At 64.3% G+C, this 25,074-nt stretch carries 24 protein-coding genes; 13 read left to right on the top strand and 11 right to left on the bottom strand.

Annotation, left to right across the window (positions count from 1 at the left end):
• Positions 1 to 38: 38 nt before the first annotated feature.
• From HYH07_RS19895 to HYH07_RS19885, 3 genes are all read right to left on the bottom strand, one after another.
• Positions 39 to 257, bottom strand: coding sequence for a hypothetical protein (locus HYH07_RS19895; protein WP_220004086.1), 219 nt, complete (start codon positions 255 to 257; stop codon positions 39 to 41).
• A gap of 1 nt (position 258) precedes the next feature.
• On the bottom strand, positions 259 to 918 hold the full coding sequence (locus HYH07_RS19890) for an acyl-homoserine-lactone synthase (protein WP_220004085.1): 660 nt from the start codon (positions 916 to 918) through the stop codon (positions 259 to 261).
• 82 nt (positions 919 to 1,000) lie between these two features.
• Entirely contained in the window at positions 1,001 to 1,729 is a 729-nt protein-coding gene (locus HYH07_RS19885; RefSeq protein WP_220004084.1) for a LuxR family transcriptional regulator, read from the bottom strand.
• A 168-nt stretch (positions 1,730 to 1,897) separates the two neighbouring features.
• Between HYH07_RS19885 and HYH07_RS19880 the strand changes: the two genes are divergently transcribed.
• From HYH07_RS19880 to HYH07_RS19840, 9 genes are all read left to right on the top strand, one after another.
• Positions 1,898 to 2,065 carry a hypothetical protein gene (locus HYH07_RS19880; protein WP_220004083.1) on the top strand — a complete coding sequence of 56 codons (168 nt, stop codon included), beginning with the start codon at positions 1,898 to 1,900 and terminating at the stop codon, positions 2,063 to 2,065.
• 387 nt (positions 2,066 to 2,452) lie between these two features.
• Positions 2,453 to 3,391 (top strand): LysR family transcriptional regulator, encoded by a 939-nt coding sequence (locus tag HYH07_RS19875; RefSeq protein ID WP_220004082.1) that lies wholly within the window; start codon positions 2,453 to 2,455, stop codon positions 3,389 to 3,391.
• A gap of 177 nt (positions 3,392 to 3,568) precedes the next feature.
• Positions 3,569 to 4,447, top strand: a complete 879-nt coding sequence (locus HYH07_RS19870) for a shikimate dehydrogenase (protein ID WP_220004081.1) — start codon at positions 3,569 to 3,571, stop codon at positions 4,445 to 4,447.
• A 56-nt stretch (positions 4,448 to 4,503) separates the two neighbouring features.
• Entirely contained in the window at positions 4,504 to 5,634 is a 1,131-nt protein-coding gene (locus HYH07_RS19865; RefSeq protein ID WP_220004080.1) for an ABC transporter substrate-binding protein, read from the top strand.
• 85 nt (positions 5,635 to 5,719) lie between these two features.
• Positions 5,720 to 6,595: a branched-chain amino acid ABC transporter permease gene (locus HYH07_RS19860; RefSeq protein WP_220004079.1), complete on the top strand. Its 876-nt coding sequence runs from the start codon at positions 5,720 to 5,722 to the stop codon at positions 6,593 to 6,595.
• Positions 6,592 to 7,590: a branched-chain amino acid ABC transporter permease gene (locus HYH07_RS19855; protein WP_220004078.1), complete on the top strand. Its 999-nt coding sequence runs from the start codon at positions 6,592 to 6,594 to the stop codon at positions 7,588 to 7,590. Before HYH07_RS19860 ends, HYH07_RS19855 begins: the two co-directional genes overlap by 4 nt.
• Positions 7,587 to 8,330: an ABC transporter ATP-binding protein gene (locus HYH07_RS19850; protein WP_220004077.1), complete on the top strand. Its 744-nt coding sequence runs from the start codon at positions 7,587 to 7,589 to the stop codon at positions 8,328 to 8,330. The genes HYH07_RS19855 and HYH07_RS19850 overlap by 4 nt, the downstream gene beginning before the upstream one ends.
• A 2-nt stretch (positions 8,331 to 8,332) precedes the next feature.
• Positions 8,333 to 9,070: an ABC transporter ATP-binding protein gene (locus tag HYH07_RS19845; RefSeq protein ID WP_220004076.1), complete on the top strand. Its 738-nt coding sequence runs from the start codon at positions 8,333 to 8,335 to the stop codon at positions 9,068 to 9,070.
• Positions 9,067 to 10,938 (top strand): bifunctional sugar phosphate isomerase/epimerase/4-hydroxyphenylpyruvate dioxygenase family protein, encoded by a 1,872-nt coding sequence (locus HYH07_RS19840; RefSeq protein WP_220004075.1) that lies wholly within the window; start codon positions 9,067 to 9,069, stop codon positions 10,936 to 10,938. The genes HYH07_RS19845 and HYH07_RS19840 overlap by 4 nt, the downstream gene beginning before the upstream one ends.
• A 69-nt stretch (positions 10,939 to 11,007) precedes the next feature.
• On the opposite strand, the gene HYH07_RS19835 is transcribed toward HYH07_RS19840, so the two are convergent.
• Positions 11,008 to 12,180: an ABC transporter substrate-binding protein gene (locus HYH07_RS19835; protein WP_220004074.1), complete on the bottom strand. Its 1,173-nt coding sequence runs from the start codon at positions 12,178 to 12,180 to the stop codon at positions 11,008 to 11,010.
• 304 nt (positions 12,181 to 12,484) lie between these two features.
• Between HYH07_RS19835 and HYH07_RS19830 the strand changes: the two genes are divergently transcribed.
• Positions 12,485 to 13,747 (top strand): NAD(P)/FAD-dependent oxidoreductase, encoded by a 1,263-nt coding sequence (locus HYH07_RS19830; protein ID WP_220004073.1) that lies wholly within the window; start codon positions 12,485 to 12,487, stop codon positions 13,745 to 13,747.
• A 141-nt stretch (positions 13,748 to 13,888) separates the two neighbouring features.
• On the opposite strand, the gene HYH07_RS19825 is transcribed toward HYH07_RS19830, so the two are convergent.
• The 4 genes from HYH07_RS19825 to HYH07_RS19810 all read right to left on the bottom strand — a co-directional run bounded on the left by HYH07_RS19825 (position 13,889) and on the right by HYH07_RS19810 (position 18,474).
• Positions 13,889 to 15,571, bottom strand: a complete 1,683-nt coding sequence (locus HYH07_RS19825; RefSeq protein ID WP_220004072.1) for a tannase/feruloyl esterase family alpha/beta hydrolase — start codon at positions 15,569 to 15,571, stop codon at positions 13,889 to 13,891.
• A 95-nt stretch (positions 15,572 to 15,666) separates the two neighbouring features.
• On the bottom strand, positions 15,667 to 16,878 hold the full coding sequence (locus HYH07_RS19820) for an ABC transporter substrate-binding protein (protein ID WP_220004071.1): 1,212 nt from the start codon (positions 16,876 to 16,878) through the stop codon (positions 15,667 to 15,669).
• A 51-nt stretch (positions 16,879 to 16,929) separates the two neighbouring features.
• Positions 16,930 to 17,253 (bottom strand): 2Fe-2S iron-sulfur cluster-binding protein, encoded by a 324-nt coding sequence (locus tag HYH07_RS19815; protein WP_220004070.1) that lies wholly within the window; start codon positions 17,251 to 17,253, stop codon positions 16,930 to 16,932.
• Positions 17,254 to 17,265: 12 nt separating this feature from the next.
• Positions 17,266 to 18,474, bottom strand: coding sequence for a cytochrome P450 (locus tag HYH07_RS19810; protein WP_220004069.1), 1,209 nt, complete (start codon positions 18,472 to 18,474; stop codon positions 17,266 to 17,268).
• A gap of 83 nt (positions 18,475 to 18,557) precedes the next feature.
• Here HYH07_RS19810 and HYH07_RS19805 point away from each other — a divergent pair, with 83 nt between their 5' ends.
• A complete protein-coding gene (locus HYH07_RS19805; protein ID WP_220004068.1) occupies positions 18,558 to 19,064 on the top strand; it encodes a MarR family winged helix-turn-helix transcriptional regulator in 507 nt (168 codons plus the stop codon).
• Positions 19,065 to 19,420: 356 nt separating this feature from the next.
• Here the strand turns inward: HYH07_RS19805 and HYH07_RS19800 are convergent, their stop codons facing one another.
• Positions 19,421 to 21,283: a feruloyl-CoA synthase gene (locus HYH07_RS19800; protein ID WP_220004067.1), complete on the bottom strand. Its 1,863-nt coding sequence runs from the start codon at positions 21,281 to 21,283 to the stop codon at positions 19,421 to 19,423.
• 146 nt (positions 21,284 to 21,429) lie between these two features.
• On the opposite strand from HYH07_RS19800, the gene HYH07_RS19795 reads away from it, so the two are divergent.
• Together HYH07_RS19795 and atzF are read left to right on the top strand one after the other, a co-directional pair.
• Complete coding sequence (locus tag HYH07_RS19795) at positions 21,430 to 21,924, top strand: MarR family winged helix-turn-helix transcriptional regulator (RefSeq protein WP_220004066.1); 495 nt, start codon at positions 21,430 to 21,432, stop codon at positions 21,922 to 21,924.
• Between the two features lie 193 nt (positions 21,925 to 22,117).
• A complete protein-coding gene (gene atzF, locus HYH07_RS19790; RefSeq protein ID WP_220004065.1) occupies positions 22,118 to 23,938 on the top strand; it encodes an allophanate hydrolase in 1,821 nt (606 codons plus the stop codon).
• A 7-nt stretch (positions 23,939 to 23,945) separates the two neighbouring features.
• On the opposite strand, the gene HYH07_RS19785 is transcribed toward atzF, so the two are convergent.
• Both HYH07_RS19785 and hpxZ read right to left on the bottom strand, forming a co-directional pair.
• Positions 23,946 to 24,668: a GntR family transcriptional regulator gene (locus tag HYH07_RS19785; RefSeq protein WP_220004064.1), complete on the bottom strand. Its 723-nt coding sequence runs from the start codon at positions 24,666 to 24,668 to the stop codon at positions 23,946 to 23,948.
• 4 nt (positions 24,669 to 24,672) lie between these two features.
• On the bottom strand, positions 24,673 to 25,065 hold the full coding sequence (gene hpxZ, locus HYH07_RS19780; protein ID WP_057747099.1) for an oxalurate catabolism protein HpxZ: 393 nt from the start codon (positions 25,063 to 25,065) through the stop codon (positions 24,673 to 24,675).
• Positions 25,066 to 25,074: the final 9 nt, after the last annotated feature.

Genomic DNA, 25,074 nt, shown 5'->3' with positions numbered 1-25,074 from the left:
GCGAGGGAAAACCGCTTCACACTTTTCCGGATCATGCCCTAGTGCGACGTGACCTGGCGGGGGAGATCGTCCGGCACGTTCAGTTCGCTATTGGCCGTCGAGGCCTCCAGCGCCGCCATCCGGAACAAATAGGCCAGCGTCGCCAACCCCGAATCTTCAGCCATCTGCGCGAGCTCGAGCGCCATGTCGGACATGTAGCTGAGATTCTCGTCCTTGATTTGCGCCATGGTTTGGCTATCTCGCATCACGTTCGACATCTCAGGCGCTCTTTTGTTGCGCGGCGGTGCGGCCGCAAATATTGGCATGGGCGATGCAGTCGAGACGCGGTCCATCGTGACGGACGACCGAGGCCATGCCGATGCGATCATGCAGGGCATCGACCGTCTCCTGGCGAATCTCGATGGTCGCCGCCATGGTCCAGGCATTCTCCACCAGCGCGGGCAGGCCGAGCGGCGTCACGACGAAGCCGGCCTCGTGGAAACGCGGCAGCCACCAGGTCTCCATGATCGCGCTGACACGCGCGATTCCCTGATCGAGACAGAACTCCTGCACCGCCGCCATCAGTTGCAGATTGAGCGCGCCATCGCGGCGATCGCGAACGACGAAATAGCGCGACCATTCCCAGACCAGCGGATCCTCGGGCCAGCCGCGCACGGCCGCCAGATGCGGAAACACCTCGCTCATCATCGAAGGCTTGGTGGTCGGATAGAGCCGATGGCCGCCGACGACGCGGCGCCCCTCCAGCGCGAGCAAATAGACGGTGTCCTCGTTGTCGTAGGAATCGATCTCGCGGCCATCAGGCCTGCGCAGCGTCTCCCAGTGTCGTTCCTCGACGAATATGTCGTGGCGCAGCCGGAAATGCTGCTCGAGTACGTCTTCGTAGAGGTGGCGATTGATCGCGGAAATTACGTGAATCATGAAAACCCCCATCCAGCCTCAATGGAGGTAGCCTCCGCGAAAAGGCGCAGAGTCGATATTGGGAAATTTCCCAGTACGTCGTTTAGGGATTGATGATTTTGTGGCGAATAGCGAGCGCAACCGCATGCGTACGGTTGACCGCCCCCAGCTTGCGCGCAGCGGTTGCAAGATGCTCCTCGGCGGTGCGCTGCGTGATGTTGAGAATCTCACCGATCTCCCACGCCGACTTGCCCTGCGACGCCCAGGCGATCACCTCGCGCTCACGCGGGGTCAGGCGCGCCGACCTGCTCGGCACAGGATCGAGCAGACGGCGAATGTGGTCGAAGCCGTACATCGCCATCAGATGCAGAGCCGGCTTGCTGCGCGAATTCAGATCGAGATGAACGCCGCCGAGCGACACCGCGGCCTCATAGCCGGTGAGCCCGTGGATGGGCACGATGAAGCCGCGTGACATCCGGAAATCGGTAGCGCGGTTCATCACCTCTGCCGCGTTCGGTTCGAGTTCGGCATCATACGGCGCTTCCGACCACTCGAACGGGTTGAGCGATTGCCGGCACAGGCGCACCACGGGATCGACGCGGTCGTAATTGTTTTGCGTGTAGAGACTGAACCAGCCTGCGGGCCAGCGCTTGGCGAGCACCATCTGCGCGAACCGCTGATCGGGATTCGGCAATCCGGTCACGATAATGGTCTCGAAGCCGAAGCGACCGAACGCCGTTTCCAGCGCATTCATGGCATCGGGAACCCTGCCATAGGCTCCCAGCCCTTCGATGAAGTCCAGCGCCTCGCGGCCATAGTCAACGGCGGACATCGATGCGTTCCCTGCCCCTCGCGTCTCCATATAACACGTCTTTGGGGGCAGCCTCAATTCGCCCGCGTCCGTAATTCCCCGGTGTGGCCTTGCCATCGAAGATTTAATCTACTTGTGGAGGAAGTGACGTATAGTTACACCTAAGGCGTCTGGAGCGGGAAAGCCACGATGGAAGACGAGAACATCGCCCTCAACAGCGTGCTCGGCCTCGAATTGAACCGCGTGTTTTTCGCCGTGCGCGAGACGGCGAACAAGCAGAAGATCATCGAGTTCGCGCGAGCCGTGCTGCAAAGCGAACGCGCCGGCAGCGCGTCGCCGGAGCAACCGGCCAGCTAGGACGCAGCCGCAGCAAACGACCTCGGCGGCAACGGATTGCGCGACGGCTTCGATTTGAGCGCGTTGATTAGAGCCAGAACAATCTAGCCGGGAAATTGTTTCCCTTTTTTCCCTGTGGAGAAGGTTGATGAACCTGGTCGAGGCCCGTGCCCCGGACGCTAGCGCAGCCCCTCTTCGACGATGCGCTGCAGAGCGGGGGGCTCATCCATTCGCAATGTGCCCTCTGGCTTTCCGGGTCCCGGCTCTGCGCCGCAACGCTAGACGCGTTGCAGCGCGACCGGACACAAGCGGCTTCCTCAATCCACACCGTCGGACACTTGCCGCTGGATGACGCCATGGCTCTCGTGAGATGATCGCCGCCACGATCGTCTTTCGGATGCCAAGACCATGATGACGCTGCGCCAGGTTGAAGTGATCCGTGCCGTGATGGTGACGGGAACCATTGGCGGCGCGGCAAAGCTGCTGAACGTGTCCGCGCCGGGGATCAGCCGGCTGGTCAAATACACCGAGCGCTCGCTCGGCATCCGCTTCTTCCAGCGTCAGAACGGCCGCTATTTCCCGACGCCGGAAGCCGAGAACATTTTCGAGCAGATCAACGGTGTCTACAAGAAGGTCGACGACCTCTCCGAGATCATCTCCAAGATCGGCCGCGGCGGCTTGTCGGAACTGCGGATCGGCTCGGTGCCGAGCATCTCGCAGGTGATGGTGCCACGCGCCATCGAGCGCGTCCGGCGCCGCTATCCGGATCTCGGCATCGACATCAACATCCTCAAGATCGAAGAAGCCATCGACTATCTGCTGCTCGGCCGCGGCGAATGCGTGGCGATGAGCTACCGATTGGAGCATTCCGGGCTCGACTTCCTGCCGCTCGCCTCGGGCGAGCTCTATTGCGTCGTGCCGCCCGGCCACGAGCTCGCCCGCCGCAAGCAGGTGTCGGCCGCCGAGATCACCCGCTATCCGCTGATCGGCATCGATCCCAACGATCCCTATGGCCGGATCATGGCCGAGATCTTTGCGCGCCACCGGCTCGACTATAACATCACCATCCGTGCGCGCTTCGGCACCACGGTCTGCGCACTGGTGAAGGCGGGGCTTGGCATCGCCATCATCGACCAGTTCACGGTCGCTCATGGCGGCTATCCCGGCGTCGAGCTCATCAAGATCGCCGAGCCGACGCAATTCGACACCTATATCGCCGTGAAGCGCGGCGCGCCGCTGTCGCTCCATGTCGAATATTTCATCGAATCCCTGCGCGCCGAGATGCGCGCAGTCGAGCCAGCACGCAGCAACGGCAAGGCCGCGCTGGGGCGCGTGCGGAAGAGCTAACATTATGTTAGGTTTACGGGACGAAAGGGTAATTGTGCTAGGCAGGGGATTGACTATCGTCCTTCTTGGAATTGCGCGGTTTTCCCGGCCAATGGCCTGACATCGACGCGCGCCCCAAGAAATGACCAAGAAACGATCGAGGGACGATCAAGGACCATCGAGAGACGATACTGAATCATGTCTAGCCGCGGCTCCGCTGCCTCCAAAAAACTCCTGACCGGCTTGATCGGTGCGCCGATCGCCCATTCCGCCTCCCCCGCCATGCATGAGCGCGCCGCCGAGGCGCTGGGCCTGCGGGGCCACTACCAGCTCATCGAGGTCGCCGGCGCGGATGCGACCGGGCTGAGCATGATGCTCGAGGGCGTGCGGCGGCTCGGCTTTGCCGGCGTCAACGTCACCTTCCCCTACAAGGAAGCCGTGGTGCCGCTGCTCGACGAGCTGGCATCGACGGCAGCCACGATGGCCGCGGTCAACACCATCGTGGTCAAGAATAACAGGCTGATCGGCCACAACACCGACACCACAGGCTTTGCACGCGCGGTCAAGCCGCTGCTGGCGCCTTCCGGAAATGCAGTGGCCGTGATCGGCACCGGCGGCGTCGGCAAGGCCATCGCGTTTGCGCTGGCGAGCCTGAAGGTGACTGACCTGCGCATCTTCGACAGCGAGCCGTCGCGGGCCGAGAAGCTTGCCGCGCTGCTGGCCAGTCACGGTGGCGCACGGGTCGCTCAAAGCGTCGTGGACGCGCTTGATGGCGCAACCGGCCTCGTCAACGGCACCCCCGTCGGCATGCTGCCGAACCGGGACACACCGGTCCCCCCGGCGCTGCTCCGCGAAAACCTGTGGGTCGCCGACGCTGTCTATTCGCCGCTGATCACGCCGCTGCTTGCCGCGGCGCGAGACAAGGGTGCGCGGATCATGACCGGGCGGGAGCTTGCGATCTACCAGGCTGCCGACGCCTTCGAATTGTTCACGGGCCTTGCCCCATCGACTGAAGTCATGGGAGAGGCTTTTGACGCCGTGATGGCCGCGCGCAGCGCCGCCTATCAGGCAGCTTGAGGCGAAGCGGCCGGACACAAGGCCCGCTTGCAAAAATGATACGGGAGGAGAGGACGATGAAATCAACGCTATTGGCGGGCGCGCTGCTCACTGCCATCACGACCACGGGCGCCTTGGCGCAGACGATCAAGCTCGCCGACGTCGCCGAGTTGTCGGGTGGCGGCGCAACCGTCGGCACCAACTGGAAAAACGGCATCGACCTCGCGATCGAGGAGATTAATGCCAAGGGCGGCATTCTCGGCCGCAAGCTCGAAGTCACCCATGCCGACTCGCAGTCCAACCCCGGTGTAGCGCGCGCGCAGGTGCAGAAGGCGCTCGACGCCGAACCCTACGTGCTGCTCGGCCCCGGCTATTCCGGCTCGGTGAAGGTCACTGCCCCGCTCGCCGCCGAAGCCGGCATCACCCAGATCATGGGTGGCGAAGCCGCCGAGTTGACGCAAGCGGGCAACAAGTTCCTGTTCCGCACCTCGTTCGGCCAGCAATCCTCGATGCCGAAGGTCGCAAAGTACATCCACGACGACATGAAGGCGAGGTCGGTCGCAGTGGTCTGGGTCAACAATGATTTCGGCCGCGGCGGACGTGACGTCGTGATCAAGGAGCTGGAGCGTCTCGGCTCAAAGGTGGTCGCCGATCTCTCCACTGAAGCAGGCCAGGCCGATTTCGCCGCCGACGTCGGCAAGATCAAGGCCGCCAATCCCGACGCCGTCTTCGTCTACCTCAACGAAGAAGAGAGCGCGCGCATCCTGAAGGAGCTGAAGCGCCAGAGCGTGGCCGCGCCGTTGATGGGCGAGACAACGCTGATCGGCCAGAAGGTGATCGAGCTCGCCGGGGACGCCGCCAACGGCGCGCGCGGCCATGTCGGCCTCACCACGGACGCGCCGGTCGACCTGATCAAGGGTTTCCGCGATCGCTTCTCGAAGAAGTACAACTATGTGCCTGATCACAACGGCCTGAAGGGCTATCTCGCCGTCTACATGGTGAAAGCCACCACCGAGAAGATGGGCAAGGTCGATCCCAAGGCCTTTGCCGATGCGCTGCACGGCTTGACCATCAAGGCCTCCGAGGAGCCGGGCATTCTGATGGACGTCAGCTTCGACCAGAATGGCGACATCGATCGGCAGAGCTTCCTGGTCGAGGTCGTTGAAGGCAAGCAGGTGGTGAAGCAGGTGCTGCCGAAGCTGAAGTGATCTTCGCCTCTCTTCTCCCTCGCCCCGCTCTTACGGGGAGAGGGAGACGATAGAGCGGGGCGAGCGAGCGGCACGAAAGAGGAAGATGTCCAACCTGTTCGATCTCCTGGTCGCGGGCCTCGCCACTGGCGCGATCTATGCGCTGGTTGCGGTTGGCTTCACGCTGCTGTGGCAGACCTCGCAGACCATCAATTTCGCGCAAGGCGAGTTCGTGATGCTGCCGGCATTCCTGATGCTGGCGGCAATGCATGTCGGCGCGCCGTTCTGGCTCGCGAGCATCCTCGGCATCCTGCTCTCGATGATCCTGCTGGGCCTCGCCTTCAAGATGCTGCTGGTCGACCCGATGATGCGCCATGGCGTGCTGCCGCTGGCAATCGCGACCATGGCGCTCGCCATCGGCATCAAGGAAGCCGTGAAGCAGTTCTTCAGCGCCGAGGCCTCGCCGTTTCCGTCAATCGTGCCGACCGGCGATATCTCCGTCCTCGGCCATGCCGTATCGCTGCAAAGCCTCGGCGTGCTCGTCGTCGCCATTGTGGCCGTGCTCTGCCTGACCACGCTGCTCAACCGCACGTCGCTTGGCCATCAGATGCAGGCCGCGGCGCAGAACCCGACCGTCGCGCGCATCATCGGCGTGCCGGTCGAGCGCATGATCCTGCTGACCTTCCTGATCAACGCCTTCCTGGTCGCCCTGGCCTCGCTGCTGATCACGCCGATCTATCTGGCGAAATTTTCCAGCGGTGAAGTGCTCGGCCAAGCCGCCTTCATCGCGGCGATCGTCGGCGGCTTCAACCAGGTGCGCGGCGCGATCATCGGCGGCCTCCTGATCGGCGTGCTCGACAATCTCGCGGCCGCCTATGTCTCGACGCAGTACCGCGCCGCCGTGCCAATGATCTTCCTGATCGCCGTCATCCTGTTCAGGCCGCAAGGACTGCTCGGCCGCGCCGAGGAGCGCACGGTATGAGCGGTTTTGCAAAGCCCCTGAAGATCACGCTCGGCCTCATCGTCATTGCCGGCCTGATCGTCATCCCCATGAACTTCAACCGCTACGGCCTGTTCATCCTCAGCCAATGGGCGGTGATGACGATCGCCGCCATGGGCCTCAACCTCACGCTGGGCTATGCCGGCCAGGTCTCGCTGGCGCAGGGCGCATTCGTCGGTATCGGCGCCTATGCCGCCGCGATCATGACCACGCATGGCTGGCCGCTGCCGGCCGCGATTGCAGTCGCGATCGTGCTGAGCTTCGGCGTCGGCTGGGTGCTCGGCTATCCGGCGCTGCGCGTGCAGCACCATTACCTTGCCTTCGTCACCCTCGCCTTCTCGACCCTGGCCTTCCTGGCGTTTCGCAACGAGAGCTGGCTCACCGGCGGCATCTACGGCATCTCCAACATTCCGCGACCACATATCTTCGGCACCGCGACCAACAAGCCACTGCCGTTCTATTATGTCTGCCTCGGCTCGCTTGCGATCGTCTCGCTGGCGGTGTGGTGGCTGATCCGCTCGCCTTGGGGCCGCGCCTTCATGGCGCTGCGCGAGAATCCGTTGCGAGCCCAGTCACTCGGCATCGACACCCGCCGCTACACGCTGATGGCGTTCGCAATCGGCTCGGCGCTCGGCGGCGTCGCCGGCGCGCTCTATGCGCCGCTGACGCAATATATCGATCCTGTTCCGTTCAACCTGTCGCTCTCGCTCGACCTCTTGATGATGGTGATCGTCGGCGGCGCCGGCTTCTATTTCGGTCCGTTCCTGGGGGCGATGATCGCGGTGCTGCTGCCGGAATGGCTGCGCTTCACCGAGGGCTATTATCTGATGCTCTACGCGCTGGCTGTGATGGGGCTGCTGATCTGGTCGCCGACGGGAATCCTGGGAATCCTCGACCGCTACATGGCCGCGCGGCGCACCAAGGCGGCGTCCGCGCTGCGCGCCGTCGCCAAATCCCGGCTGGAGACGGCGCAATGAGTGCGGTGCTCGAAGTCACCAATATCAAGAAAAGCTTCGGCGGCATCCACGCGGTCGACGGCGTCAGCTTCGATGTCCGCGAAGGCGAGATCCTCGGCCTGATCGGCCCGAACGGCTGCGGCAAGTCGACCTTGTTCAACTGCATCCTCGGCCAGCTCACGCCATCGGGGGGCGAGGTCAAGCTCGACGGCAAGGTGGTCACGGGCCTCCGCCCCTCCGAGCTCAACAAGCTCGGCGTGAGCCGCACCTTCCAGCTTTTGCAGGTCTTTCCAAAACTCTCGGTACGCGAGAACCTGATCCTGGCGGGTCAGGAGCATCAGGGTAACATGGCCTCGCGCCTCGTCGGCCGCGCCGATGCCGGGCTGACGGATGCCGCCAACCAGATGATCGGCTTCTTCAAGCTCGATCATCTCGCCTCTGAGCCTGCCGGCGGCCTCTCCTACGGCCAGCAGAAACTGCTCGATGCCGCCATGGCGTTCATGGGCGGCCCGCGCTTGGTGCTGCTCGATGAGCCCGCCGGCGGTGTCAACCCGTCGATGCTGGCCGATCTGAAAGAGCGGCTGGTCGCCATCAACCGCGACAAGAACGCCACGTTCGTCGTGATCGAGCACAACATGGAATTCGTGATGTCGCTGTGCTCGCGCGTGATAGTGATGGCGGAAGGCAAGGTGCTGGCGATGGGGCGGCCGGACGAGGTCCGGAAGAACCCGGCCGTGATCGAAGCCTATTTGGGACACTGATCATGAGCGACCCGATCCTCTCGGTTCACAACCTCGTCGGCGGCTACGGCAAGATGACGATCTTGAATGGCACCACATTCTCGGTGCCGTCCGCGACCATCACCACGATCATCGGCCCCAACGGCGCCGGCAAGTCCACCGTGTTCAAGGCGATCTTCGGTCTCCTGAAGCTCCGCGAAGGCAAGATCAGCTTCGCAGGCCGCGACGTCACGAACTTGAATCAGCGCGCGCTGCTCAATGCCGGCATCTGCTACGTGCCGCAGGGCCGCAATATCTTTCCCGAGCTCTCGGTCCGCCACAATATCGAGCTCGGCGGCGTCGCCGCCGGCAAGGGCATCGATCTACCGACACGGATCGAGACCGCCCTCGACCTGTTTCCGGCGCTGCGCCGCAAATCGGCCCAGCAGGCCTCGACCTTGTCCGGCGGCGAGCAGAAACAGCTCGAAATCGCTCGCTCGCTGCTGCTCGAGCCGAAGCTGGTGCTGATCGACGAGCCCTCGATCGGCCTGTCGCCACTGATGGTGCAGCAGACCTTCCATATCCTGAAGAATTTGCGCGACCGCGGCGTCACCATCCTGATGATCGAGCAGAACGCGCGCTCGGCGCTGGAAATTTCTGATATCGGCATCGTGCTCGAGCTCGGCCAGACCCGCATGGTCGACAAGGCGGAGCGCATCCTGAACGACCCACGCATCGGCCAGCTCTTTCTCGGGGGCGCCATGGAGGAAACTACAGCATGAACAAACGCTCGATCGCCACCGTTTCCCTCTCGGGCGCCCTCGACGAAAAGCTGCGTGCCATCGCATCCGCAGGCTACGAGGCGGTCGAGATTTTCGAGAGCGACCTCTTGTCGTTCGGTTCAAAGCCGCGCGACATCGCCAAGCTCTGCAAGGACCTCAATCTCGAGATCTGCGCGTACCAGCCGTTCCGTGATTTCGAGGGTATGCCGGAGCCGCAGCGCGCGCGCAACTTTGCCCGCGCCGAGCGCAAGTTCGACCTGATGCAGGAGCTCGGCACCGATCTGTTGCTGGTTTGCTCCAATGTGTCCCCTCACTCGCTCGGCGGCATCGACCGCGCGGCCGACGATTTTCGCGAGCTCGGCGACCGCGCTGCCAAGCGGGGCCTGCGCGTAGGCTATGAGGCGCTGGCCTGGGGCCGGCACGTCAACGACTATCGCGATGCGTGGGAGATCGTGCGGCGTGCCGATCATCCCGCGATCGGCGTCATCCTCGACTCCTTTCACGCGCTGGCGCCGGGCTTCCCGGTGCGCGCCATGGCTTCGATCCCCGGCGACAAGATCTTTCTGGTCCAGCTCGCCGACGCGCCGAAGCTCGAGCTCGACATCCTGTCATGGAGCCGGCACTTCCGCTCCTTCCCTGGCCAGGGAGATTTGCCGGTCGGCGAATTCATGCAGGCGATCGCCGCAACCGGTTACTCCGGGCCATGGTCGCTGGAGATCTTCAACGACCAGTTCCGCGCCGGCTCTGCGGCGCAGACCGCGGTCGACGGCCTGCGCTCGCTGATCCTGCTGCAGGACCAGCTCGCACCGGACTGGCCAAAGCTCGTCGGCGAGCCCCTGGCGCCGAAGCCCAAGAGCAGCGGCACCGGCTTCATCGAATTCGCGGTCAACGAAACCAAGGCCGGCGAGCTCGCGCGATTGTTTTCGCAGCTCGGCTTCCGCAAGACCGGCAAGCATCGCAGCAAAGCGGTGGAGCGCTGGTCGCAAGGCAAGGTCGAGCTCGTGATCAATTCCGAGACCGACGGCTTCGCGCATTCGCACTATGTCACGCACGGCCCCGGCGTCTGCGCCATCGCGCTCGATGTAGACAATGCCGGCCTTGCCATGCAGCGCGCCGAAACGCTGAAGGCGCGCACCTTCTACCAGCCGGTCGGGCCGGGCGAGCTGGAGATCCCCGCGATCCACGGCGTCGGCGGCAGCCTGCTCTATTTCCTCGATCAGGCCGGCAAGAACTGGGACACGGATTTCGAGCCCGTCGCGAGCAACGCAAGCGCCGATGCGCTGATCGCGGTCGACCACATCGCGCAATCGATGCCCTATGATGAGATGCTGTCCTGGCTGCTGTTCTACACCGGCATTCTCGACCTCAAGCGGCTGCCGCAGATGGAGATCGCCGACCCCAGAGGCCTCGTGCAGAGCCAGGCCCTCATCAATGGCGACCAGAGCCTGCGCTTCGTCGTCAACGGCTCCTCCGCCAACCGCACGCTGCCGGCTCGCTTCATCTCGGAGTTTTTCGGCTCGGGCGTGCAGCACGTCGCCTTCGCGTGCGAGGATATCTTCGCCACCGTCGCGGCGATGCGCGCACGCGGCGCCGGCTTCCTGGATATCCCTGACAATTACTACGACGACATCGAAGCCAAATACGACCTCGACCCCGAAGTCATGGCCAAGCTCCGCGCCAACCACATCCTTTACGACCGCGAGGGCAACGGCGAATTCTTCCAGGTCTACACCCACATTTTCGACGAGCGCTTCTTCTTCGAGATCGTGGAGCGCAGGAGCTATCAGGGCTTTGGTGCGCCCAATGCCGGCATCCGGCTCGCCGCGCAGGCTCGCGAGGTGCGGCCCGCGAGCATGCCGAGGGTGTGATTACCCTCTCCCCGCATTCGCCTTCGCCAAAAGCTTCGGCGAGACAAGTGCGGGGAGAGGGGAGAGACGTCACTTCATCGGGCACTTGTCGTGGAAGCGGTCCTGATCGTTGGTGACGATGGTGGCGACGGTCTTCAGCGTGAGCTCGCCACCGGCGCCCTTCACCACGTCCTGCAAATAGAAGTTCTGGATCGGGATGTGGTTGTTGCCATATTTGAATGAACCGCGCAGCGACTTGAAGTTGGCCTTCTCCATCTCGGCCTTCATCGCGTCCTTCTTGGTCGTGTCGCCGCCGACGGCGACCACCGCGCTGTTGATGAGCTGCGCCGCGTCATAGGCCTGCGCGCCGTAATAGCTCGGCCGGGCATTCGGATATTTCGCGCGGTAGTCGGCAACGAACTTCTTGTTCTGCTCGTTCGGCAGATCGTTCACCCATTCCTGCGCGCCGGGCACACCGAATGCGTTCTCCTTCTGCAACGGCAGCGTCGTCTCGTCGACGGTGAAGGCGGTGTAGAGCGGCATGGTGCTCTTCATGCCGGCTTGGACGTATTGATTGAGGAACTGCGCGCCGGCCGCACCGGGATAGAACACGAAGATCGATTCGGCGCCGGAGGCGCGGGCTTTCGCCAGCTCCGCCGAGAAGTCGAGCTGGCTCGGCCAGACCGTGTATTCCTCGCCCTTGATCTCGCCCTTGAACGTGCTCTTCAGGCCGGCGAGCATATCCTTGCCGGCGGCGTAGTTCGGGCCGATCAGAAACACGCTCTTGACCGCGTTCGCGTTCATGTAAAGGCCCATGGCGGCCGGCGTCTGGTCGTTCTGCCAAGAGGTCGAGAACACGTAAGGGCTACACAGCTCGCCCGCGAGCTGCGAGGGACCCGCATTGGCCGAGATCAGGAAGGTCTGAGAGTCCACCGCGGTCTTGAGCGAGGCGAGCAGCACGTTCGACCAGATGTAGCCGACCAGGAAATCGACCTTGTCGGACTGAACCAGCTTCTCGGTCTTCTGCTTGCCGACATCAGGCTTCTGGCCATCGTCCTCATAGATCACCTCGACCGGCTTGCCGCCCATCTTGCGCCCGAGATGATCGAGCGCGAGTTCGAACGAGTTGCGCATGTCGTTGCCGATCACGGCGGTCGGGCCGCTGAAGGTGGAGACGAAACCGATCTTGATGGTGTCGCCGGCGAATGCCGGATTTGCCAGCACCAGCGCCGCTGCGCCCGCCAGCCAGAATGCCGTCCTCATTACCACTCCCCTCCTTATTATTGATCCCCGGAAAACGGGGTGATCGCCGCCCCGGAGCCTGTCTCTATTGAACGCAAAATCTGTCGCGCCGCCAATGGCTCAGCCGCCGCTCCTGCACCATATTTCGCCCTAAATGGAGATGGCAAGAAATATAATTCTACTTACTTTGCCCAAGCCTGCGGCGCTTTTTCGCGGGGAATATCGATACGCCAAGCCTATTCCATCATTGATGATGGCTATTGGACCACGGCACCCAATCCGCACTTAAATAAGGGCGTGAAGAGGCAAGATTCGAGGGTGCATCATGGCCGCAAACCCCCATCGCGTCGTCATCGTCGGCGCCGGCTTCGGCGGGCTGGAGACGACCTACCGGCTTGCCGGCGCGCCGGTGGAGATCACGCTGATCGATCGCCGCAACCATCATCTGTTTCAGCCGCTGCTTTACCAGGTCGCAACCGCCTCGCTTGCGACCAGCGAGATCGCCTGGCCGATCCGTCATCTCATGCGCGACCGGCGCGAGGTGACGACGCTGTTCGCGACCGTGAGCGGCGTCGATACCGCGCGCCGATGCGTGCTGATCGACGATGGCAGCGAGGTGCCCTACGACACGCTGGTGCTCGCCACCGGCGCGCGTCACGCCTATTTCGGCCATGACGAGTGGGAGACATGGGCGCCGGGACTGAAGACGCTGGAAGACGCGACCACGCTGCGCCGTCACATCCTGGTGGCGTTCGAGCGCGCCGAGCGGGAGACTGATCCCGCGAAGCGCGCGGCGCGGCTGACCTTTGTCATCGTCGGCGCCGGCCCAACCGGCGTCGAGCTCGCCGGCACCATCGCCGAGATGGCGCATCACACCCTGCCGGCAGATTTCCGCAACATCGATACCCACAAGGCCCGCGTGGTGCTGATCGAAGCGGGCCCACGCGTGCTGGCGGGCTTTCCCGACGATCTCTCGGCTTACGCGCAGGCCTCGCTGGAAAAGATCGGAGTCGAGGTTGTGCTCGGACAGGCCGTCACCGAGATCAACCGCGATGGTGTGGTCTTCGGCGGCAAGCTGCTCGAGGCCAAGACGCGAATCTGGGCCGCCGGCGTGCGCGCATCGCCCGCCGCCGAATGGCTGGGCGCACCAAGCGATCGCGCCGGACGCGTGCAGGTCGCCAACGACCTCACCATTCCCGGCCATCCCGAAATCTTCGCGATCGGCGACACCGTCAACATCAACGCCTGGAACGGCAAGCCCGTGCCGGGCATCGCACCGGCGGCGAAGCAGCAGGGCAAGCATGTCGCCGCGACCATCAAGGCGCGGCTGCAGGGCGCGCCGACCGGCCCGTTCCGCTACAAGCACGCCGGCAGCCTTGCACAGATCGGCAAGAGGCTCGCGGTGATCGACTTCGGCAAGGTCAAATTGCGCGGCACCATCGCGTGGTGGATCTGGGGCATCGCCCACATCTATTTCCTGATCGGCCTCCGCCACCGACTCAGCGTCGCGCTGAGCTGGCTGTGGATCTACGCGCGAGACCAGCGCGCGGCGCGGCTGATCACGCAGGGCAGCAGCAAGGTGGTGTAGGGAAGCTTCTTGTGTCCCGGACCCGGCGCGGCATGAAATGACGCGACGCAGGGCCGGGACCCAGAACCGCGGGCCCGCCTCTGCAGCGCAGCGCTGCGCGCCGCACTGGGTTCGGGCAAGCGCCTGCCGACTCGCGACGGGCTACGGCGTCTTGCAGACGAAATTCGCGGCGTCCTCGCTGTCGCCCTGCCCGGAATACGCGGCGTAGCTCGGATACGGGCACAGCGGCCGCGTCCGGCCCGGGCTCCAGGACGCGGGGACTTCCTTGTTGGCGGGATTGGCGGACGCAATGACGCGCTCGGGTGCCTTGCCCTTCTCGACCCAATCGATCAGCGCGGACAGTGCATCGAACTTGTCGAGGGTGACGCCGCCGCCGCAATGCGTTTCGCCGGGAATCGTGAACAGGCGCGCGACGCCGTCGGCGTTCCCCTGCAGGTTCTTGTTCAGCCGGTCGTACCAGCTGATGGTGTCATTCACCGAGAACACCGGATCGGCCTGACCGTGATAGATCAGCATCTTGCCGCCGGACTTCTGGAGCGCGGCGAGTTTGGGATCATCAATGTCAGGCGGCGTCATGAAGTCCATGGCCGATTCCGTGAAGGTCGCGTCCTTGGTGAAAATCTTCGGCGCGTCCTTGTCGAAATCATAGGCCTTCAGTGCCTCGACCAGCTTCTCGTTGCTGCCCTCGACCACGACCGGGGGTGTCGAGAAGATGTAATTCAGCGACGCTGCGCCCATGGTGGCGATGATCGGGTAATTGTTCCAGGGCGCGATGGGGCTCTCGACCTTCCAGGTGCGCCAATTGCCGGTGCCGATGCCGCCGTCGAGGGGCCAATCGGAATAGAGCGCCTCACCTTTCGAATTCTTCGGCCCGGCGAGGCTCATCTTCAGGGCGTCGACCTTGGCTTCGGACAAACAGGCGCTGTTCTGCCCCGGCGCGCAGACCAGGCTCTTGAGATCGAACGCCTTCTGACAGGCGGCGAGGTTGGCGGTCAGACCATCCTTGACGCCATCGAGCGCGTCGCAGGCCTCCGTGATGCGGGACGAAACGAGCTGGGCGTCCTCCTTGGTGATGGACTTGCGCAGATCAGGATCAACTTTCAGGAAGGCCTGCACGTCCCAGGCGTGCTGGATCGCAGCGCGCGGCAGGTCGAAGCCAGGATTGCCGACGAGGAAGCCGTCGTAATTTTCCGGCATGCGCGACGCCGCGACCATGGCGTGACGACCGCCGTTCGAGCATCCCGCCATATAGGAGCGTTCCGGCTTGCGTCCGTAATGCAGGGCGATGATCTGCTTTGCGACCGGCGACAGCGTCATGTCGGCGGCATAGCCATAGTCGCGCCGCGCCTGCGGATCGAGGCCGAATGCCGCGCCCGCAGTCAGGCCCAGCGACTTGTTCGCGGGGTCCGAGCCGGAATGACCACTATCCGACGACAGCACGGCAAAGCCGCGCGCCAGTGGCACGGTGCCACCGGAGGCCAAGCCCTCGGGCAGGCTGCCAAGAGCGGGCACGACGACGCCGTCGTTGCCGCCATTGACCTGATGCAGGAAGCGGCCGTTCCACTCGGCCGGCAAGCGCAATTCGAACCCGATGGCATAGGACTTCCCGTCGGCTCCGGTCCGCCGGTTGGCAAGCCCCGTCAAGACGCAATGCTTGGGGAGACCGTTGGCCGCGTCCTGCGTTCTGGACCCGGTTATCTCGACGCTTGAGATACCGAGCGAAGCGGTGGTGACCGACGAGCAGGGCTCGCCCTCGGCGCGGGCCAGCGCGGTCGATCCCAGAAGCACGACCAGCGCAGCGGCTGATATCAAGCCAGTCCTCATGGCGGACCCTCCCTATTTAGTTATATGTTATAATCATTACCTCCATTTCTTATTTTGGCAAGTGCCGCCGCACCGCGTTGGAGGCACAAGACCGTTTACCTGGCCAGTTCGCATCCGCCTTCCGCCAACGGGCGGAACGCCTGGTCGGCGGGAATCGTCGAGACCAGCTTGTAATAGTCGTACGGATATTTCGACTCTTCCGGCTTCTTCACCTCGAACAGATACATGGGATGCACGACGCGGCCGTCCTGGCGAATCGTGGTGTCGCCGAACAACTTGTCCTTGCCCCTGAACTTCTTCATCTCGGGCACGACGTCCTTGGCATTATCGCTGCCGGTGGCGGCGACCGCGTTGAGGTAGGCGAGTGTGGAGGCATAGACCCCGGCCTGGTTGCCGCTCGGCATCTTGCCGTTCATGCCGGGCCGCGCGGCAAAACGTTTGGCGAACGCGCGAGTGTCGTCGTTCATGTCCCAGTAGAACGCTTCCATGAGCTGGAGGCCCTGCGCCACCTTGATGCCCATGCCATGGACGTCGTTGATGAAGAGCAGGAAGGCGACGAGCTTCTGGCCGCTCTGCTGGATGCCGAATTCGGCGGCCTGCTTCACCGCGTTGATCGTGTCGCCGCCTGCATTGGCGAGCCCGATCACCTGCGCTTTCGAGCTTTGCGCCTGCAGCAGGAAGGAGGCGAAGTCGGAGGTGCCGAGCGGATGCTTGGAGGAGCCCAGCACCTTGCCGCCGTGTCCCTCGATGTACTTCTGCGCCTCCGCCTCGATGCCCTTGCCGAGCGCGTAATCGACCGTGAGGAAATACCAGTCCTTGCCGCCGCGCGACATCATCGCAGCCGCCGTGGTGTTGCCGGTCGCCCAGGCATCGTTGACCCATTGGATGGTATTGGGCGAGCACGCCTTGCCGGTCAGATCGGAGCTCGCCGTCGATGACGCCAGGAAGGTCATGCGGCTGTCGCGCAGCAGCGTGTTGATGGAGAGGCCGACGGCCGAATTCGGCACGTCGACGATCGCGTCGACGCCCTCGACATCGAGCCATTTGCGCGCGATGGCATTGCCGACATCGGCTTTGTTCTGGTGATCGGCATAGACGATCTCGACCTTGATGCCTTTGCCGCCGCCGTTGAAATCCTCGGCCGCCATACGCGCGGCCTCGACGGAACCCATGCCGTTGGTGTCCTGGAAGATGCCGGAGATGTCGTTGAGCACGCCGACGCGCACGACATTCTCCGAGATCTCGGCGCTGGCCGCGCCACTGACCAGGCTCGCCGCCAGAACGAGTGTCCACTTCAGTCGCTTCATCATTCCCTCCCCTGATGTGCCGCGTTGGTCGTTGCCGCCGCGCTTGAAACGTCAGACCTGCCGCTCCGGCAGCTTCAGCACGAGCCCGTCGAGGTCTGGTGTGATCCTGATCTGGCAGGACAGCCGGCTGTTCGGGAGCCGCGCGGCCGCGGTGCCATCGAGCAGCGCGTCCTCGTCGTCGGCCATCGCGGGCAGGCGGGCGATCCAGTTCTCGTCGACATAGACGTGACAGGTGGCGCACATCGCGTTGCCGCCGCATTCGGCCAGGATGCCGTCGAAGCCGTGGCGTGTGGCCACCTGCATAGCGCTCTCGCCGTCTGAGGTCTCGACGCGGTCGGATTTGCCGTCGGGATGGACAAAGCTGATCGTGGGCATCGAGGCTCCTTGTCAGGCCGGGGTGATGGCGACGGGCAGGCTGTCGAACCCGCGCAGCGTGTTGTTGAAGCGGCGCTTCGGCTCGCCGGTGATCTCGATTTTCGCGATGCGCCGCGCCAGCGCCGTGAGCATCACCTCACCCTCGAGCCGCGCCACGAGCTGGCCGACGCACATGTGGATTCCCGAGCCGAATCCGACATGGCCGGAGGTGCGTCGCCTGATGTCGTAGCTGTCGGGCCTATCCCAGCGTCGCGGATCGCGGTTGGCGGCGGCGAGGAACATCAGCACCTTCTCGCCTTCGCTGATGCGCGCGCCCGACAGCTCGACCTCGCGCGTGGTGGTGCGGAAGAAGGTCTGGACCGGGCCTTCGAAGCGGACAGCCTCTTCGAAGGCGTTGCGCGCCAGCGTGAGATCGTCGCGCAGGCGCTGCCACTGGTCAGGGAAACGCGCGAGGCAATAGATCGCGGCGCCGATGCCGTTGACGGTCGTGTCGAGGCCGGCCGAGAGCAGCGAGCGCACCAGCAGCGGCGCCTCGGCCGCGGTGATCTTGCCTTCATCGACCTGCGCATGGATGCAGGCACCGAAGCCGCCCGGCGCGAGATTGTCGCGCTGACACTGCTCGGCAACATAGGCCTGGTGTGGCGCCGAGCGCGCGATCGCCTCCTGACGCAGCTCATTGGGCGGGCCGAAGGCGTTGAACACGACGCTCGCATAGGGGATGAGGTGCTCGCGGCCTTCGGGCTTCAGGCCGAGCGCATCGGGGAAGATCGAGAGCGGATAGGCTTCCGCAAGATCGGCGATCGCGTCGAAGCTGCGCTTCTCCAGCAGGACATCGACGCGCTCCTCCGCCGCCGTCGCAAAGCGGTCGCGCACCTGCTTCATTGCGGTCGGCGACAGCACTTTCGACAGCACGGCGCGGGTGCGGGTGTGCGCCGGCGGATCGGCCTCCAGGATCAAGCTCGGCGGCCGCCACGGCGTCTCCTTCTTGAAATCCGACAGGCCGACGCCGCGGCCGGAGCAGAAGGTCGCGGGATCGTTCAGAACGGCATGGACTTCGGCATAGCGCGCGACGCCATAGACATTCCATTTGTCGAGATAGACCACCGGCCCCGCCTCCCTCAGCACCTCATGCGTCGGATAGGGATCGGCGAAAAAGTCCATCGCGAAGGGATCGACGTCGAGATGCGGGACGCCTGAGACCGCGGAGCCGGATGTGCTCATTGAACGCCTCGCTCATTTTGATCTTGTGAAAGGGCGGCGCTTGCCATTAGGTCTGCGGGCCCCCCGCGAGTCACAAGGCCGATATGCCACCGTCTTCGACCAGAGCCCGCCAGAAGCCCTCGCCCACAGATCCGGGACCGACGCTCGATCTCGACCGTTACGTCCCGGCCTTCATCACCTTCATCGCCAACAAGCTCTCGAACAGCGCGACCGCGCTCTACCAGCGGGAGTTCGGCGTCAACGTCACGGAATGGCGGATCATGTCGCTGCTGGCGATCGAACCCGGAATTCCGGCCTCGCGCATCTGCCACGTCATTGGTTTCGACAAGGGCCCGGTGAGCCGAACGCTGGCGGGCCTGGAGAAGCGGGGGTTGGTCTCGATCCGCACTGATCCGGACGATGGCCGAACCCACTCGATCGCGCTGACGGCGAAGGGGCGCGCGACCCATGACAAGGTGATCGTGGCCGCATTCGAGCGTGAGCGGCGACTGTTGTCCTGCCTCAGCAAGGACGAACGCGAGGTGCTGATCGACCTGCTGCGCCGCCTGCACGAGAATCTCGGCGCCGTGACCGGCAGCACGGAGACCTGACAGCTCGCGCACCGGGCGCGATCCGGCGTCATCTCCTGGCACGCGCCCGCGTTTGCCGACGACACCATTGCTGCCGCGCATTGTTCCCTCCGAGATCAGACGCGACGGTTCGCCCGCCGTCATTTCTGGTTCGGAACGGTTCGCACAAATTAGTTGCTAAGGCAACAAAATATTCGTCCAGATATTGCGACAGAACGGCTGGCGTATTTGGGCCTAGCTCTCATGTCACGGACAAGGCGCGGCAACCACGCGCCCCGGGGGCGGGACCCAGCAAGCCGTGCGCACGGGGAGAGATGGGCCCGGCTCTGCAGCGCATCACTTGCGTGCTGCGCCGCGTCCGGGGCACGCCAGCGACTCTAGCCGGTGACCTCGCAGCCGATCCACTCCGCCGACGCATCGTCGTTCAGCCGCGCCACGGCGTCTGCGCGCCGCGTCAGCACGGCACGCTGATTGATGTAGCCCTTGTCGGTGATCTCACCGCCATCGACCGAGGCCGGCTCGGCAAGCAGCAGCGCGCGCGTCGCGTGTCCGGACGAATTGGCGCTCTGCTGCTTCAGTTTGGCCAGGCCCTGCGCGATCGCCGACCGGACCTTGTCATGCGCCAGCACGTCGCGCACATCAGCAGTGTCGGGCAGGCCAGCATGCGCCCGGCACGCGGCGATATTCGGAAATACCAGGAAGCGGACCTCGTCGCCGCCATCGCCTGACACCACGATGTCCTGCGCAAGCGGCGCCAGCGCGGCGATGCCGGCAAGGCGCAACGTGCCGACGCTGACCCAGGTGCCGGAGTTGAGCTTGAAATCCTCCGCGACGCGGCCGTCGAAGAACAGGCCACGCTCGGGACGCTCCGGGTCCGCAAACTTCACGGCATCGCCGATGAGATAAAAGCCCTCTTCGTCAAATGCCTGCTTCGTCAGCTCCGGCGCTTTCCAATAGCCCGGCGTGACGTTGGGACCGCGCACCCGTACCTCCAGCTTGTCGCCTGATTTGACGAGCTTCAACTCCGTGCCGGGAATCGGCACGCCGATATTGCCGGAGCGCTCCGCGAGGAAATGACAATCGGTCGCCAACGGCGAGGTTTCCGTCGAGCCCCAGGCGGAGACCATCGGCAGCGCACGGCCAACGGTCTCGACGGAGAGCTGAGCGAGCGCGTCCCAGAGATTCTGCGGCAACGCAGCACCGGCATAGAAGGCGAACTTCACCTCGCCGAAGAAACGCCGGCGCAGTTCCTCATCGCCACGCAGCGCTGCGATCAGCATGTCGAAGCCGCGCGGCACGTTGAAATAGACCGTCGGCATCACGCTTTTCAGATTGGCGAGCGACATTGAAAAAAGGCCGGGCACGGGCTTGCCGCCGTCGATATAGAGCGAGCCGCCATTGCGCAGCACGATATTGAAATTGTGGTTGGCGCCGAACGTGTGACTCCAGGGCAGCCAGTCGAGAATAACGAGGTCGCCCCCGCCTCGCTCAAGGAAGGTCCAGGTCTGCGCCTTGGCCTGCTGGCTCGAGGTCAGCATGCGCTGGGTGTTGATGACGGCCTTCGGCGCGCCTGTCGAGCCCGAGGTGAACAGGAATTTTGCGATCGTATCGGGCGTCACCGCGGCAAAGGCCTTTGCGACATCGGCAGACTCGGGCGTTGTCGTGACGACGCGGAAGGCAAGCGCATCAGCATCGCCAGCATTGCCACTAATGATCTGCGCGGTGTGCAGCGGCTTGATGGCAGCGAGCGCCGCCGCGAACGGCTTGGTTCCGGAAACATAGATCGCGCCGGGCGCGAGCAGCGCGATCATGCTTTTCAGCTTGTCGAAATCCCTGGACATCAGCGAATACGCCGGCGAGATCGCAGCCGAGGGCACGCCGACATGCTGCGCGGCAAGCGCGAGCAGCGCATGGTCAACGCTGTTGTCGGAGAGGATCACCACGGGCCGCTCAGCGCTCAGACGCTGCGCCAGGATCCAGGACGCGGCGGAACGCACTTGCCGCAATGCCTGCGCGTAGGTGGTCGTGGTCCAGGGTGCTTCGGCGCTGCGTCGTTCGGCAAGGAAGATCCTGTCCGGCGTCTCCAACGCAAAATGCTCCAGCCAGTCGCCGATGCAGCGCGCGCTGTCGCGCAGGGCGTCCTGCGAACGCAGCACGATGCTGCCGTCGGCACGATGCTCGGCGACGGTCTTGGGCGTTGCGAACAGGCTCGAAGCGTCGCCGCAAAGGGCTGGCGTCATGGTTTCCTCCTCACCCGTGTCAGGGATCGGTCGCAGCCTCGTTCGGGCCACTTGATCATAATGTCGGGCAAGACAATTGTTGTCGTCAACAACAATCTTCCACTCGCGGTCTCCTGGCGCTATGGTCGCGCGGCAGGAGATGCCACGTGACAGCCAGCGCAGCCCCCAGCTCCCCTCGCAGACGCGCCGGCAACGGCACGGCACACCGGATCGACGCGGATGAGATCGGCCTCGACGCGCTGGTCGGCCACGCCGGCTACGCGGTGCGGCGCTTCCAGATCTGGATCTTTCAGGACTTCATCAAGACGCTTGGCGACGTCGATATAAGGCCGACGCAATATTCGGTGCTGACCGTGATCGGCGCCAATCCCGGGCTCTCGCAGATGGCGGTGGCAAAACGTCTCGGCATCGAGCGCGCCCGCCTGGTGCATCTGCTCGATAGCCTTGAAGAGCGGAAGCTGGTGAAGCGGATCAAATCGAAAACGGACCGGCGTTCCCACGCGCTGCACCTCACCGCGCAAGGCGAGAGCGCGCTGGCAAAATTCAAGCGCCTTGCCGCCGAGCACGAACGGCATGTCGAGGAGAAGATCGGCAAGGCAAACCGGGAGCGGCTGCTTCAGATCCTCGCTGGCTTCACCTGACACGACTGCTTACGATTTGGGCAGATGCCCGTTCCGGGGCGTCGGGACCGCGACCCCATCGATCGGCAAAACATCCCACAACCCACTGATGTCGCGATAGTATCCGACGCATCCAGCCTGCCCGGATTCTGTACACAATGGCACATCGCTTGCTTCATTCCGGGTGAAGACATGTTGCCGGAGTTTTGACGCCATGGGGGCAGAACTGGGGGCTGAGCAGCCTGAAACGATCGCCGCGATTGTGGCCGCACATCGCGCGGGCACACTCACGCCGGCGCAGACCATTGCCCGGACCTATCAGCGCATCCGCGAGCACAACGATCCCGCCGTCTTCATCAGCCTGCGCGACGAGAAGGACGCGGTTGCCGAGGCCGAAAGGCTGGCCGCGCGCGCGGATGCGGCCGGCCTGCCGCTCTATGGCATTCCCGTCGCTGTGAAGGACAATATCGACGCGCTGGGATTTCCGACCACGGCGGCGTGTCCGGCCTTCTCCTACATGCCGACGCATGACTCCACCGCGGTGGAGCGGCTGCGCGCCGCGGGCGCGATCATCATCGGCAAGACCAATCTCGACCAGTTCGCAACCGGCCTCGTCGGCGTGCGCTCGCCCTACGGCATCCCGAAGAATTCCATCCGCGAGGATCTCATTCCCGGCGGCTCGAGCTCGGGCTCGGCGACGGCCGTCGGCGCCGGGCTGGTGCCGCTGTCGCTGGGCACCGACACCGCCGGCAGCGGCCGCGTGCCGGCGATGCTCAACAACATCGTCGGGCTGAAGCCGAGCCTCGGCATGATCTCGACTGCAGGCCTGGTGCCGGCTTGCCGCACGCTCGACTGTATCTCGGTGTTTGCGCTGACGGTCGACGATGCCGCGCTCGCGCTCTCGGTGATGGCCGGCCCCGACCAGGCCGATCCGTTCTCGCGCGACCGGCCGTTTGAGCCGATCACCGCCTTCCCGACAAAGCTGCGCCTCGGCGTCCCGCGCAACGGGCAGCTGATCTTCTTTGGCGACAAGAAATCGGAAGCCGCTTACGCGGATGCGCTGAAGCGCTGGACCGCGCTCGGTGCAACCCTGGTCGAGTTCGACCTCGAGCCGTTCTACGAGACGGCGCGACTGCTCTATGAGGGGCCGTGGGTCGCCGAACGCTATCTCGTGATCAAGAATCTGCTGGCCTCTGCGCCCGATTCGATTCACCCCGTGACCCGCGAGATCACCGCGGCCGGGGCGCGGCTGACGGCGGCCGAGACGTTCTCCGCGCTTTATCGCCTACAGGGGCTGCGCAAGATCGCCGAGCGCACGTTCGCCAACATCGACGCGCTGGTGCTGCCGACGGCGCCGACCGCCTACACGACCGCGCAGGTGCTGGCCAATCCGATCGAGCTCAACAGCCGGCTCGGCACCTACACCAATTTCGTCAACCTGCTCGATCTCTGCGGTCTCGCCGTGCCGGCATCGATGCGCGCGGACGGCGTTCCGTTCGGCGTCACGCTGCTGGCGCCGGCAGGACGCGATGGGATGCTCGCAAGCATCGGCCGCGTTTTCCATGCGGATACAAAGCTGACCGTTGGCGCAAAGGGCGTGGTGCAGTCACCGCTTGCGACCCTTCCCACAAACAGCAGCGACGAGATTCCGATTGCCGTCGTCGGCGCACATCTCTCCGGCATGGCGCTGAACGGGGAGTTGAAGGCGATGAATGCGAAGCTGATCGAGGTGACCCGCACCGCACCGGACTACGAGCTCTATGCGCTTGCGACCACGCCGCCGAAGCCCGGCATGTTGCGCGTCGCGGCCGGCAAGGGCGCATCGATCGAGCTCGAAATCTGGACGTTGTCGCCGTCTGCGTTCGGCAAGTTCGTGAATGCGATTCCGGCGCCGATGGCGATCGGGACGGTGCGGCTGGCCGACGGCAGAAGCGTGAAGGGATTTCTCGTCGAGCCGGAAGTGCTGGGCGAGGCGCGCGATATCACGGCGTATGGCGGCTGGCGGAAGTTCATGGCGGAAGCCGCCACGGCGTAGGCGTGCCCTACACCGAGACCGCGTAGATCTCATACTCCCCGCGCACCAGCTCGATATGGGCGCGCATCGCGGCGGCGGCGCCCTGCTTGTCACCGCGCATGATGGCGACGACGACGCGGTCGTGCTCGGCTTGCGACTTGGCGAGACGGCCGAGATTGCGGAACTGGGCGCGACGGAACGGCTGCACCCGCACGCGCGTCGCCAGCGTGATCTCGGCGATGTAGCCGTTCTGCGATCCCGCATAGACCGCGTTGTGGAAGCGCTCGTTGACCTCATGGAAGCGATCGGGGTTACCGGCGTAACTCAGCACGCGCAGTTCTTCGTGGATGGCCTCCAGGCCGTGACGCTCGGCGGCGGACATGCGCTCCGCCGCAAGTCCGGCACACAATGCTTCCAGCTCTGCCATCGCCTCGAACATGCTCTTGAGACGCTCGATCGAGGGCTGAGCGACCACCGCGCCGCGATGGGGACGCGCCTCGACCAGGCCGCTCGTGACCAATTGACGCAGCGCTTCGCGCACCGGTGTCCGCGAGACACTGAAGCGCCGTGCGATGTCGGTCTCGTCCAGTGGCGTGCCAGGAGCCAGAGTTCCCCGCACGATCTCGTCGGCAAGCTGGAGACGCAGCTCCTCCGCGCGCGTGACCTTTTGCACCGACGGTGAGGCACGGTCGACGCGGGGCACCACCGGTTCGGCCGGCAGTGTCCCGGGCGGAAAATCGTCAAGCGTCATACGGTCAGGTCTCTTTCGACTCGTCGATGATGCTGACATGGGCAGCGACGACGCGCCAGCCCTCCGGGAAGCGAATCCAGGTCTGCATCTGCCGGCCGACCTTGCCGGGAGCCGTGTCGCGATAGAACAAGGTGGACGCCACCGCCGTGTCGCGGCCATAGCTGGAGATGACAGTCTTCGCCCTGCGGCGGTTGAGGCCAACAGGCGAGCGGCCGGCGCGGAAGCCGGCGATCGCCTCATAGCCGTAAAGATTCTCGCCGATGCCGTAGCGCAGCGTACGGGGATCGTTGCGGAACAGCTCGCCGAGCACGGCGACGTCGTTGCTGACGAGGGCTTGCTCATAGCGCTCAAACGCGGCCTTGACTTCGGCGATCACGTCGGGGAGATCGATCTCCATCTCAAAATC

The sequence above is a fragment of the Bradyrhizobium sp. BR 10261 genome, from assembly GCF_019455395.1.
GTDB classification, from domain to species: Bacteria; Pseudomonadota; Alphaproteobacteria; order Rhizobiales; family Xanthobacteraceae; genus Bradyrhizobium; species Bradyrhizobium manausense.
Note: the sequence above shows the minus strand (reverse complement) of the source record. Positions and strands in the feature narration are given on the sequence as shown.

Coding starts and splice junctions, on each gene's coding strand:
- HYH07_RS19895 (WP_220004086.1), bottom strand. CDS start 257: ATGTCGAACGTGATGCGAGATAGCCAAACCATGGCGCAAATCAAGGAC.
- HYH07_RS19890 (WP_220004085.1), bottom strand. CDS start 918: ATGATTCACGTAATTTCCGCGATCAATCGCCACCTCTACGAAGACGTA.
- HYH07_RS19885 (WP_220004084.1), bottom strand. CDS start 1,729: ATGTCCGCCGTTGACTATGGCCGCGAGGCGCTGGACTTCATCGAAGGG.
- HYH07_RS19880 (WP_220004083.1), top strand. CDS start 1,898: ATGGAAGACGAGAACATCGCCCTCAACAGCGTGCTCGGCCTCGAATTG.
- HYH07_RS19875 (WP_220004082.1), top strand. CDS start 2,453: ATGATGACGCTGCGCCAGGTTGAAGTGATCCGTGCCGTGATGGTGACG.
- HYH07_RS19870 (WP_220004081.1), top strand. CDS start 3,569: ATGTCTAGCCGCGGCTCCGCTGCCTCCAAAAAACTCCTGACCGGCTTG.
- HYH07_RS19865 (WP_220004080.1), top strand. CDS start 4,504: ATGAAATCAACGCTATTGGCGGGCGCGCTGCTCACTGCCATCACGACC.
- HYH07_RS19860 (WP_220004079.1), top strand. CDS start 5,720: ATGTCCAACCTGTTCGATCTCCTGGTCGCGGGCCTCGCCACTGGCGCG.
- HYH07_RS19855 (WP_220004078.1), top strand. CDS start 6,592: ATGAGCGGTTTTGCAAAGCCCCTGAAGATCACGCTCGGCCTCATCGTC.
- HYH07_RS19850 (WP_220004077.1), top strand. CDS start 7,587: ATGAGTGCGGTGCTCGAAGTCACCAATATCAAGAAAAGCTTCGGCGGC.
- HYH07_RS19845 (WP_220004076.1), top strand. CDS start 8,333: ATGAGCGACCCGATCCTCTCGGTTCACAACCTCGTCGGCGGCTACGGC.
- HYH07_RS19840 (WP_220004075.1), top strand. CDS start 9,067: ATGAACAAACGCTCGATCGCCACCGTTTCCCTCTCGGGCGCCCTCGAC.
- HYH07_RS19835 (WP_220004074.1), bottom strand. CDS start 12,180: ATGAGGACGGCATTCTGGCTGGCGGGCGCAGCGGCGCTGGTGCTGGCA.
- HYH07_RS19830 (WP_220004073.1), top strand. CDS start 12,485: ATGGCCGCAAACCCCCATCGCGTCGTCATCGTCGGCGCCGGCTTCGGC.
- HYH07_RS19825 (WP_220004072.1), bottom strand. CDS start 15,571: ATGAGGACTGGCTTGATATCAGCCGCTGCGCTGGTCGTGCTTCTGGGA.
- HYH07_RS19820 (WP_220004071.1), bottom strand. CDS start 16,878: ATGAAGCGACTGAAGTGGACACTCGTTCTGGCGGCGAGCCTGGTCAGT.
- HYH07_RS19815 (WP_220004070.1), bottom strand. CDS start 17,253: ATGCCCACGATCAGCTTTGTCCATCCCGACGGCAAATCCGACCGCGTC.
- HYH07_RS19810 (WP_220004069.1), bottom strand. CDS start 18,474: ATGAGCACATCCGGCTCCGCGGTCTCAGGCGTCCCGCATCTCGACGTC.
- HYH07_RS19805 (WP_220004068.1), top strand. CDS start 18,558: ATGCCACCGTCTTCGACCAGAGCCCGCCAGAAGCCCTCGCCCACAGAT.
- HYH07_RS19800 (WP_220004067.1), bottom strand. CDS start 21,283: ATGACGCCAGCCCTTTGCGGCGACGCTTCGAGCCTGTTCGCAACGCCC.
- atzF (WP_220004065.1), top strand. CDS start 22,118: ATGGGGGCAGAACTGGGGGCTGAGCAGCCTGAAACGATCGCCGCGATT.
- HYH07_RS19785 (WP_220004064.1), bottom strand. CDS start 24,668: ATGACGCTTGACGATTTTCCGCCCGGGACACTGCCGGCCGAACCGGTG.
- hpxZ (WP_057747099.1), bottom strand. CDS start 25,065: ATGGAGATCGATCTCCCCGACGTGATCGCCGAAGTCAAGGCCGCGTTT.